We start from the raw sequence: 8,701 nt of genomic DNA, 5'->3' as shown, positions 1-8,701 counted from the left end.
GTTCTCAAGGAACGGACGCTTCCTTCGAGCCGCCTTCCAGCGGGCCCTCCGGGCGCTTCGTTCTTTCGTGTTTCAAGCTTATCAGATGTTTTCCGTTCCGTTTCCGGCTCCGGATTTCATCCGATTTGCTTTTGCCTTTCGGCGCTCCCGAACTCTAGCAGAGTTATTCGGTCCGCTTTTCCCTCTCGACCGGAATCGAAAGAGCGCGCGACGAATCGCTCACTGGAGTAAGGGGGGTCCGCCTGAATCAGGCGACTCGCTCAACGTTAGGACACCGGCCATCAAGAGTCAAACGTGAGGGGCCGGATCTGGCTGGATCCGGCCCCTGTCGCCCGAAGGTGCAGCTCAACTCGGGTGTGTTTTGCGCCAGTCGAGCAGGCGATCACTCGACTCGGACTCCGGCGAGCGTCAGTTGGACTTCAGCTCTACGGCCGCGAGGTTGCGCTTGCCCCGGCGCAGCACCAGCCAACGGCCGTGCAGCAGGTCGGAGTCGGCCGGGGTGGCCTCCTCGTCGGTGACCTTGGCGTTGTTGAGGTACGCGCCGCCTTCCTTGATGGTGCGGCGGGCGGCCGAGCGGCTCGGGGCCAGGCCGGCCTCCACCAGGAGGTCGACGATCGGGAGCAGCTCGGCGACCGTTGCCTTGGGCACTTCTGCCAGGGCGGCAGCGAGGGTGGCGGGCTCCAGGTCGGCGAGGTCGCCCTGGCCGAAGAGTGCCTTGGAGGCCGCGACGGCGCGCTCGTACTGCTCCGCGCCGTGGACAAGGGTGGTGAGTTCCTCGGCGAGGGCGCGCTGGGCGAGGCGGGCGGCGGGGCGTTCGGCGGTCTCCCGCTCCAGTTCCTCGATCTCCTCCCTCGTACGGAAGGAGAAGATGCGCAGGAAGTTGGAGACGTCCCGGTCGTCCGCGTTCAGCCAGAACTGGTAGAAGGCGTACGGGGTGGTCAGCTCCGGGTCCAGCCAGACCGTGCCGGACTCGGTCTTGCCGAACTTGGTGCCGTCGGCCTTGACGATCAGCGGGGTGGCGAGGGCGTGCACGGACTTGCCCTCGGCCTTGCGGATCAGGTCGGTGCCGGCCGTGAGGTTGCCCCACTGGTCGCTGCCGCCGGTCTGCAGGGTGCAGCCGTAGCGGCGGTTCAGCTCCAGGTAGTCCATGCCCTGGAGGATCTGGTAGCTGAACTCGGTGTAGCTGATGCCGGCGTCGGAGTTCAGCCGACGCGCGACCGCCTCCTTGGCAATCATGTTGTTGACGCGGAAGTACTTGCCCACGTCACGCAGCAGACTGATCGCCGACATCCCGGAGGTCCAGTCCAGGTTGTTGACCATACGGGCCGCGTACTCGCCCTCGAAGTCGAGGAAGCGGGAGATCTGGCCGCGCAGACGGTCGACCCAGCCGGCCACCACCTCGGGGTCGTTGAGGACGCGCTCCGCCGTCGGCTTGGGGTCACCGATCAGGCCGGTCGCTCCGCCCACCAGGCCGAGCGGGAGGTTTCCGGCCTGCTGGATGCGGCGCATGGTGAGGATCTGCACCAGGTTTCCGAGGTGCAGGCTCGGGGCCGTCGGGTCGAAGCCGCAATAGAAGGTGACCGGGCCGTCCGCGAACGCCTTGCGCAGTGCGTCCTCGTCGGTGGACAGGGCGATCAGCCCACGCCACCGCAGCTCGTCGACGATGTCCGTCACGGTCACGCTTCTCCTTCGATCGGGCGCCGGGCGCGTCGGGTGGGCCGTTCCATCGGACCCTGCGCCTGGACGACTCCAGCCTTCTAGAGGGTACGCGGTCCTGGCCAGCGGATTTCAGCCCAGGCATCGTGTGCCGCAGGCCAGGACGCCGAAATTCCGTTGTCCGCCCGGCCCGGGGCCGTTCACAGTGGTGCCACTGCCACCGGCGAAGGGTGGCCGACAGGTGGGTGACGGGACGGCCGTGCCGTCGGGCACGGCCGGACAGGGAGGTGGCCGGAATGCGCAACACGCTGGTACTGAACGCGAGCTATGAGCCCCTGACGACGGTGTCGCTCAAGCGGGCCGTGGTCCTCGTCCTCCAGGACAAGGCCGTGGTCGAGCACGCCCATCCGCTGGGCATGGTGCGCGGGACCGGCGTGTCCGTGCCGATACCCCGGGTGATCAGGCTCCAACGGTACGTCAGAGTGCCGTTCCGACAACGGGCGCCGTGGTCGCGGCGCGGGGTGCTGGTACGGGACCAGCACCTGTGCGCGTACTGCGGGCGGCGGGCGAGCACCGTCGATCACCTGGTGCCGAGGTCGAGGGGCGGAGCCGACAGCTGGCTGAACACCGTGGCGGCCTGCGCGGAGGACAACCAGCGGAAGGCCGACCGAACCCCCGAGCAGGCCGGGATGAGGCTGCTTCGCCGGCCGTTCGAGCCGACGCCCGAGGCTTCCCTGATGATGGCGCTCGGCCTGCGGGACAGCGAGGCGGACGAGTTCGCCGCCTGGCTCCCACTGCCTGCGGCCGCCTGAGCCGCTGCCCGGTGGTCCGATCCGACTCTTGGGGGGGACGGATCGGCCCACCGGACCGTACGGGCGCGGTGGCCCGGGCTCAGTCCTTGGCCTGGAAGGCAGTGGCGGTACCGAAGTTGGCCGAATGCTCGGGTACGGTCACGACCTTGTCGCCGCCGATCAGGACCCGGCCGGAGGTGAGCAGCGAGCCTGTGCCCTGGGGGTAGGCGCCGCCGGTGGACTCCTGGCCTCCGGTCAGCGCCAGGCGGCTGAGGTGGGCGGGCTGGTCGAGGCGTTCGTCGACGGCCAGCATCAGCGCACCGTTGTCGATGCCGACGGCGCGGGCCGTGCCCTTCTCGGACGCCGGCGTCTTCCACAGGGACTTGCCGCTGTTCAGGTCGTATGCGGTCACCGTGACGGGACCGGGGGCGGTCGGGGTGAGGGTGGTGACCAGGGTGTGGTCCTGGAAGAAGACGCTCGGCGTGGCGCTGAACGTGCCACGGGCGACGTCGAGTCGGCCGGCGTCGCCGGAGACCGGGATCTCGGCGGTGGGGTCGCCGTTGGCGCCCCAGGCGAAAACCCGGTCGTCGGTGGGCTTGTCACCAGTGGTAGCGATCACGGCGGGCTCGGCGGACAGGACGGTGACGGCCTTCGGGTTGTTGTTGAGGCCGCGCCACCACTTCACCTTGCCGTCGGCGGCGTTGAGCGCGACGGCCTGGCTGTTCGGGTTGCTGTCGACGCAACCGCTGTTGAGCAGCACGGTGCCGCCGCTGGCGCTGCCGGACAGGGTGCAGAACTTGCCCTGGCCCGTGTACTGCCAGACGTCCTTGCCGTCGGCAGCCGTCCAGGCCGCTGCCTTGTCGTCGCCGACCGCGATCACCTTGTCGCCGGTGAGCGCGACCTGGGCGGCGTAGGTGTCCTTGTCGGAGAGAGTCTTGGTCCAGACCGTCTTGCCGGTCTTGGTGTCGATGGCGGCGAGCAGGGTGCAGGGGCTCTTCGGGTCGGCCTGCGGGCGGAACAGAGCGGCCCCGATGCCGTCGCTGTTCACGGTGGGCGAGAGATCGCAGGCGGCTGCGCCCTGGGCGGGCGGGGTGGCGGTCCAGGTGGGCTTGCCGTCGGCGAGGGCGTAGGCGTGCAGGCCGGTGCTGTCGGCGCGGACGACGGCGTCGCTCAGCAGCCAGCTGCCGACCAGGGTGTCGTCGGCGGCCGTGGCACCGGCGGAGGCGGGCTGGGCCGTCCAGGCTTTGGCGTGGGCGACGGCGAAGGCCTTGGCGGCGGCCGGATCCTCGGTGGCTCCGCCGCCGGCACTGCTGCCGCCGCCGCTGCCTCCGGTGGCCAGGACGGCTGCCGTGATCAGAACGGCGACGGCAGCGGCCCCCGCACCGGCGCGGATCGCGAGGGTGCGCTTGTCGGGACCGTGTTCGGCCGAGACCACGGCGGCGACAGCGGACTTGGCGCGGTCGACGAGCGATCCCTTGCCGGTGGAAGCGGCCGCCGTGTCACCGGCAGCGGCGGGGTCGTCCGAGTCCCCGGAGACGGCAGGCATGGTGGCGGTGGCGAGCTGCTCGAACGGGGCGAAGGCGGCGGTCGCCGGCCCTCCGTCCGCCTCGGCATCCGGTGCGGCGGCCGACGACTGGTCGGCGGGGTACGGCTGGTGGTACCCGTAGTAGCCGTTCTCGCTGCCCGGCGGGGCGTACAACTGCTGTTCGGCTGCGGGGTACTGGCCGTAGACGGAGTCGGATCCCGGTGCGGGCGGCTGCTGGTCGAAGGGCGTCGTCCCGTAGGCGGCGCTGTCGGTGACGGGCGCGTAGAAGCCCTCGGAGTACCCGTCGGCCTCGTGCTGCTGCGGCAGGCCGGTCTGCCACGGGTCGGTGCTCGGCGCCGCCCAGCCGGGCTGGCCCGGCAGGCCGTGCTGCTCCGGGAAGCCGGACTGGTCCGTCACACCCTGCTGCGCCGGAACACCCTGCTGACCGGGGAAGCCGTGCTGCTCGGAAAAGCCCGATTCGCCGCCCGCGTACGGCTGGGCCTGGCCGGCCCCGCCCCAGGGGTCACCGGCCGGCGCCGACTGCTGCGATGGATACCAGGGCTGCTGCTGGTAGTCGTACCCGATGGGCTCCTGCCCGGCGGTCCCGGAGTGGTCCTGAGCCATGCGTTCCGTCCGTCCGACTGCGTGCTACAAGCCGCCAGCATCTCATGTCGGAGCGGGCGTTCCGCCAGGAACCCTGGGCTCAGGACGCCGGGCACGGCTCAGGATTCGGCGCGTACGGCCTCGTCGATCCGGGCCGCGAGGGTGAAATCAAGGCTGGTCAGGCCGCCTTCGCTGTAGGTGAGAAGGACGAAGCGCAGGGTCCGCCAGCGGATGTCGATGTCGGGGTGGTGGTCCATCTGCTCGGAGGTCACGGCAATCGAGTCCACGATCCGGATCGCGGCCGGGAAGCTGGATGCCTCGACGGCTCGGGTGATCGAGTTTCCCTCGCGGGTCCAGTCGGGCAGGGCGGCGAGGGCCGCCGCGATCTCGTCCTCGGTCAACAGGCTCGGGCGGCTGCTGCTCATGGTGCTGCTACCTCTTCTCAACTGGTGCATTCCGGGCAGAAGGTGCACTCGTAGGAGCATAGGAAGGCGACCGCCCGCAGGGACGGCGACACCTCGCAGCGCGCACAGATCTCACGCGTTCCGGTGCCGGGGCGGCCCCGGCTCACCGGCGGGAGGATCAGCGGCTTGACCGTTCGTCAGCTTATGAGCAGTCGGGTGACGGCGACCAGGCCGACCACCACGATGATGCCGCGCAGCACCGGCGGCGGCAGCCGACGGCCGACCTTGGCGCCGATCTGGCCGCCCAGCACCGAGCCGGCCGCGATGAGCAGGACGGCTGTCCAGTCCAGGTGCGAGGTGAAGAGGAAGAAGACGGCGGCGACACCGTTGACGATGAGCGCCAGCACGTTCTTGGCGGCGTTGAGCCGCTGCATGCCGTCGTCGAGCAGCATGCCCATCAGGGCGATCAGCAGGACGCCCTGGGCCGCACCGAAGTAGCCGCCGTAGATACCGGTGAGGAAGACCCCGGCGAGCAGCACCGGGCCGGCCTCGGAGCCAGCGCCGTCCCGCCGCCGGGCGGCCATCGCGCGAGCCACCCGGGGCTGGATGACCACCAGCACCAGGGCGAGCAGGATCAGTGCCGGGACGATCGCGTCGAAGGCGCTGCTCGGCAGCTTGACCAGCAGGTACGCGCCGAGCAGCCCGCCGAGCAGGGAGGCCGTCCCGAGCCGCAGCAGCCGGCGGCGCTGGCCGGCGAGTTCGCGGCGGTAGCCGATGGCGCCGCTGAGCGAGCCGGGGACCAGGCCGAGGGTGTTGGAGACGTTGGCGGTGACCGGCGGCAGGCCGAAGGCGAGCAGCACCGGGAAGGTGATGAGGGTGCCCGAGCCGACAACGGTGTTGATCGTCCCGGCACCGACTCCGGCGATCAGGACGGCGAGCCCCTCCCACAACGTCATGTCCGAACCCCTCGCTCGCTCCTGTCGCGCTGATCATCCAGCACTCGGCGGCGCGAAGACCAGAGGGCATCCACGATACGGAACGTGAATCGGACGATCGGCCGCGGGAAACCCCGATCGACCGGCGGACCACAAGGCGACCGACCGGAGCAGGGGCACAACCGAAAGGCCGGCCCCCGGACGCATCCGGGGGCCGGCCGAAATCCTGGCTAGAACCCGACCATCACTCGGGGTCGATCTTCGGGTACTCGCGGGTCGGCTCGACACGCGGGCGGGCGGCGCCCTTCTCGGTGTCCACCGGGCGCGGCCCGGCGGGCGGGGTGACGGACGGGCGGCCGGGGTTGTCGAGCGGAACCTGAGTGGTCGTCGGGGCGGCGGCGGCCGGGGCCGCGCCGTTGCCGCCGGTCAGGCCGGTGAAGGCACCGCCGAGGCCCTTGAGTGCGTCGCCGACCTCGCTCGGGATGATCCAGAGCTTGTTGGAGTCGCCCTTGGCGAGCTCCGGCAGGGTCTGCAGGTACTGGTAAGCGAGCAGCTTCTGGTCGGCGTCGCCGTCGTGGATGGCCTCGAAGACCGTGCGGATGGCGGCGGCCTCACCGTCGGCGCGGAGCACCGCCGCCTGGGCCTCACCCTCGGCGCGCAGCACGTCGGCCTGCTTCTCACCCTCGGCGCGCAGGATCGCGGCCTGCCGGGAACCCTCGGCGGTGAGGATCGCCGCACGCTTGTCACGGTCGGCGCGCATCTGCTTCTCCATCGAGTCCTGGATGGAGGTCGGCGGCTCGATGGCCTTCAGCTCGACGCGGTTGACCCGGATGCCCCACTTGCCGGTGGCCTCGTCCAGCACGCCGCGCAGGCCCGCGTTGATGACCTCACGGGACGTCAGGGTGGACTCCAGATCCATGGAGCCGATGATGTTGCGCAGGGTCGTGACGGTGAGCTGCTCGATCGCCTGGATGTAGCTGGCGACCTCGTAGGTGGCGGCGCGCGGGTCGGTCACCTGGTAGTAGATGACGGTGTCGATGTTGACCACCAGGTTGTCCTGGGTGATCACCGGCTGCGGCGGGAAGGGGACGACCTGCTCACGCAGGTCGATCCGGTTGCGGACGGTGTCGATGAACGGCACCACGATGTTCAGGCCCGCGTTGAGGGTCCGGGTGTAGCGGCCGAAGCGCTCCACGATCGCGGCGCTGGCCTGCGGGATCACCTGGATCGTCTTGATCAGTGCGATGAAGGCCACCACGACCAGGACGACCAGCACGATAAGGACGGGTTCCACGGACTCTCCCTAGACGACCAGGGCGGTTGCGCCCTGGATCTCGACGACATCGACCTGCTGCCCCGGCTGGTACACGCTGCCGGGATTGAGCGCACGGGCCGACCAGATCTCACCGTTCAGCTTGATCCGCCCGCCCTCCCCATCGACCTGTTCCTGGACGACCGCGGTGGCACCCACCAGCGCCGCAGTCCCCGTCCTGTACTCCGGCGCCTGCTGCAGCTGGCGGTAGGCGATCGGGCGGACGAAGACCAGCAGCGCGACGGAGACCCCGACGAAGATCAGGAACTGGAGCACCACCCCGGCCCCGAGCCCGGACGCCAGCGCGGCGGCGCCCGCACCGATCGCGAACATGGCGAATTCCGGCAGCGCCGTGAGCACCAGAGGTATGCCCAGGCCGACGGCGGCCAGCAGCCACCAGATCCAACTCTCCACGGATCCATCCTAGGGACGGGAAGACTCTTCCCGCGTAGCTTCCCGCAGGTGGATGGGCGGAAACCGGTCGCACGTACGACCGGTCCCGGTTCAGCCGAGTTCCGTGTGTCCGCGGTGCCCCGGAGCTCAGCCCAGCGGAAGGCCCTGAGCGGACCAGCGGTCGCCCCGGCGCTCCAGGGTGAGCGGCAGGCCGAAGCAGAGCGAGAGGTTGCGGGCGGTCAGCGCGGTGTCGATCGGCCCTGCGGTCAGCACCTTGCCCTGCCGGATCATCAGGACATGGGTGAAGCCCGGCGCGATCTCCTCGACGTGGTGGGTGACCATCGCCATCGCGGGCGCGAACCCGTCCTGGGCCAGCGCGCCCAGGCGGCGGACCAGGTCCTCGCGGCCGCCCAGGTCCAGCCCGGCCGCGGGCTCGTCAAGGAGCAGCAGCTCGGGGTCGGTCATCAGGGCACGGGCGATCAGGGTGCGCTTGCGCTCGCCCTCGGAGAGGGTGCCGAACTTGCGCCCGGTGAGATGCGCCATGCCCAGCCGGTCGAGCAGCGCGAGGGCACGCTGCTCGTCCGTGGTCTCGTACTGCTCCCGCCAGCTGACCGTCATGCCGTAGGCGGCGGTCAGCACGACCTGGAGCACGGTCTGGTCGGAGGGCAGCCGCTCCATCATCGAGGCACCGGCCAGGCCGATCCGCTGGCGCAGCTCGAAGACGTCCACGGAGCCGAGCTTCTCGCCGAGGATCGCGGCGGTGCCGGTGCTCGGGAAAAGATAGGTGGAGGCGACCTGCAACAGGGTCGTCTTCCCCGCACCGTTCGGGCCCAGGATCACCCAGCGCTCGCCCTCGGAGATCGACCAGGAGACCTGGTCGATGAGCGCGTGCCCCTCCCGGACCACGGATACGTCCACCAGCTCCAGCACGTCGCTCATGCCTACGCCTTCCCCAATGCAGATTCGGCCGTCCTTGGGACCTGCGCGAAAGGTCCTCGGGGTGCGGTCCACTCGTCTCGTCAGTCGGTGCGAGCGGGCAGCCCGCTCCGGTTGCCGGGTGAGGCTGGGAGGGGTGCGCCGCG

Annotated in this window: 9 protein-coding genes; 1 reads left to right on the top strand and 8 read right to left on the bottom strand. The window is 70.3% G+C overall.

Annotated features, from left to right (window positions below; genetic code table 11):
- Positions 1 to 408: 408 nt before the first annotated feature.
- Positions 409 to 1,674: a tyrosine--tRNA ligase gene (tyrS, locus tag P3T39_RS31880; protein WP_280702725.1), complete on the bottom strand. Its 1,266-nt coding sequence runs from the start codon at positions 1,672 to 1,674 to the stop codon at positions 409 to 411.
- A gap of 278 nt (positions 1,675 to 1,952) precedes the next feature.
- Here tyrS and P3T39_RS31875 point away from each other — a divergent pair, with 278 nt between their 5' ends.
- Positions 1,953 to 2,468 carry an HNH endonuclease gene (locus P3T39_RS31875; RefSeq protein WP_280702721.1) on the top strand — a complete coding sequence of 172 codons (516 nt, stop codon included), beginning with the start codon at positions 1,953 to 1,955 and terminating at the stop codon, positions 2,466 to 2,468.
- A 79-nt stretch (positions 2,469 to 2,547) separates the two neighbouring features.
- Here P3T39_RS31875 and P3T39_RS31870 read toward each other — a convergent pair whose 3' ends face one another.
- From P3T39_RS31870 to P3T39_RS31840, 7 genes are all read right to left on the bottom strand, one after another.
- Complete coding sequence (locus P3T39_RS31870) at positions 2,548 to 4,596, bottom strand: PQQ-binding-like beta-propeller repeat protein (RefSeq protein WP_280702720.1); 2,049 nt, start codon at positions 4,594 to 4,596, stop codon at positions 2,548 to 2,550.
- Positions 4,597 to 4,694: 98 nt separating this feature from the next.
- The gene (locus tag P3T39_RS31865) at positions 4,695 to 5,000 is read right to left on the bottom strand and encodes a 4a-hydroxytetrahydrobiopterin dehydratase (RefSeq protein ID WP_280702719.1); all 306 of its coding nucleotides are present in this window, start codon (positions 4,998 to 5,000) and stop codon (positions 4,695 to 4,697) included.
- A 17-nt stretch (positions 5,001 to 5,017) separates the two neighbouring features.
- The gene (locus P3T39_RS31860) at positions 5,018 to 5,146 is read right to left on the bottom strand and encodes a DUF1272 domain-containing protein (protein ID WP_280702718.1); all 129 of its coding nucleotides are present in this window, start codon (positions 5,144 to 5,146) and stop codon (positions 5,018 to 5,020) included.
- A gap of 30 nt (positions 5,147 to 5,176) precedes the next feature.
- On the bottom strand, positions 5,177 to 5,935 hold the full coding sequence (locus P3T39_RS31855) for a sulfite exporter TauE/SafE family protein (RefSeq protein ID WP_280702717.1): 759 nt from the start codon (positions 5,933 to 5,935) through the stop codon (positions 5,177 to 5,179).
- Between the two features lie 223 nt (positions 5,936 to 6,158).
- The gene (locus P3T39_RS31850) at positions 6,159 to 7,208 is read right to left on the bottom strand and encodes an SPFH domain-containing protein (protein ID WP_280702716.1); all 1,050 of its coding nucleotides are present in this window, start codon (positions 7,206 to 7,208) and stop codon (positions 6,159 to 6,161) included.
- Positions 7,209 to 7,217: 9 nt separating this feature from the next.
- Positions 7,218 to 7,640 carry an NfeD family protein gene (locus P3T39_RS31845; protein WP_280702715.1) on the bottom strand — a complete coding sequence of 141 codons (423 nt, stop codon included), beginning with the start codon at positions 7,638 to 7,640 and terminating at the stop codon, positions 7,218 to 7,220.
- A 126-nt stretch (positions 7,641 to 7,766) separates the two neighbouring features.
- A complete protein-coding gene (locus tag P3T39_RS31840; RefSeq protein WP_280702714.1) occupies positions 7,767 to 8,558 on the bottom strand; it encodes an ABC transporter ATP-binding protein in 792 nt (263 codons plus the stop codon).
- Between the last annotated feature and the right edge of the window lie 143 nt (positions 8,559 to 8,701).

Origin of the sequence: Kitasatospora sp. GP82 (assembly GCF_029892105.1) — a bacterium.
Classification (GTDB): Bacteria; Actinomycetota; Actinomycetes; order Streptomycetales; family Streptomycetaceae; genus Kitasatospora.
Note: the sequence above shows the minus strand (reverse complement) of the source record. Positions and strands in the feature narration are given on the sequence as shown.